2 protein-coding genes are annotated in these 1458 nt (G+C 62.5%); one reads left to right on the forward strand and one right to left on the reverse strand.

The window, feature by feature from the left end; translation table 11 throughout:
- Positions 1 to 340: 340 nt before the first annotated feature.
- Positions 341 to 1123, reverse strand: a complete 783-nt coding sequence (locus tag ABWP50_RS09885) for a queuosine precursor transporter (RefSeq protein ID WP_353217830.1) — start codon at positions 1121 to 1123, stop codon at positions 341 to 343.
- Between the two features lie 96 nt (positions 1124 to 1219).
- On the opposite strand from ABWP50_RS09885, the gene ABWP50_RS09890 reads away from it, so the two are divergent.
- The coding region (locus ABWP50_RS09890; protein WP_502951027.1) for a Y-family DNA polymerase at positions 1220 to 1458 on the forward strand (239 nt) is incomplete at its 3' end.

Consider the following 1458-nt stretch of genomic DNA (forward strand, 5'->3'; position numbering starts at 1 on the left):
AAGCGCCTGCTGCTCACCCACTTCGTCCCCGGCGGCGATGCCAGCGTGACCGATGCCGACTGGGCGGACGCCGCAAGGCGCGCGTTTTCGGGCGAGGTGATCGTGGGCCGCGATCTGCTGCGGGTGGCGCTGTAGGCCTGCTCCGTCCGTTGGCCAAGGCCTGTCCTACACCGCCGGATGCTGTCATCATGGCGCTGCCCGGTGATGGTGTGCGGGCGATGTTTTTTTGGTTAAGCCAGCGAATTCAACGCTGAATGCCGCCCGCTTCGTCAAATCGGTCAAAACTGCCCACCAGAAACCGGCCGCTCTTTCACAATCGAATTAAGATCCGCAAACGCGCCTAAACCCGCGTCTTGAACGGTGTGAAATCGGTGCCGGTGTCGTAGACATCGAGGCCTTCGACGGCCTTGAACCACGCCACGACACGGTAGGTTACCGGGGTAAGTAGCGCTTCCCACAGCACCTTGAGCACATAGTTGGTGGCCAGCACCTGGATGACCAGCGAGGTTTCCCAGATGCCGGCAAAGGCCAGCGGGTAGAAGATCAGCGAATCGACGCCCTGCCCCACCACCGTTGAGCCGATGGTACGCGTCCACAACAGCCGGCCTTTGGTCAGCAGCTTGAGGCGGGCCAGCACGAAGGCATTGGCCATTTCGCCGGCCCAGAAGGCGATGATCGAGGCGACGAAAATGCGCGGCACCTGGCCGAACACTTCCGCAAGCGCGGCCTGGCCTTTCCAGGTCGGATCGGGCGGCAGGCTGACGACAACAAAGCTCATGGTGGCGGCAAACAGCGAGGCGGCAAAACCCACCCACACCACGCGGCGGGCGCGGGCAAAGCCGTACACCTCGGTCAGCACATCGCCGAGCACATAGGACAGCGGGAAAAACAATATGCCCGCCCCGAAGGTGACCGTGCCCCACCATGGCACATCAACTTGCGCCGGTTTGGCTGCGCCGATCAGATTGGAGCAGATCAGGATGACCGCAAACGCCGCCATGGCGAGATCATAATAGCGCAATTGCTGGCCCGAAATGGCATTGGCCGAAACGGCGCGCACGCCCTCCGGCTCGTTGGCGGCGGCCTCTGCCAGCAGGGCGCGTTCGTCGGGGCTGGTCGTCATGGCGCTGCATCATACAGGCTTGGCCGGGGAGAAAAACGGCAGATATGACGCAGGCGTGATGTTCTTATTATGTTCTGCATGTGCTATGCGTGTTCTATGGCTGAGTCGCTTCCTCTCCGCTGGCTCTATCTCGATCTCAACAGCTATTTCGCCAGCGTTGAGCAGCAGTTGAATCCCGAACTGCGCGGCCGGCCGGTGGTGGTGGCGCCGGTGATGACCGACAGCACCAGCGCGATTGCAGCGAGCTACGAAGCCAAGGCCTACGGCATCCGCACCGGCACCAAGATCTGGGAAGCCAGGGCCAAGTGCCGCGACGTGGTGATCGTGCCGGGCCG

The organism is Sandarakinorhabdus sp., from assembly GCF_040398645.1.
Taxonomy (GTDB): domain Bacteria; phylum Pseudomonadota; class Alphaproteobacteria; order Sphingomonadales; family Sphingomonadaceae; genus Sandarakinorhabdus.

Bases quoted from the DNA above. Each gene is read 5' to 3' on its own strand.
- ABWP50_RS09885 (WP_353217830.1), bottom strand. From the start codon at position 1,123: ATGACGACCAGCCCCGACGAACGCGCCCTGCTGGCAGAGGCCGCCGCC.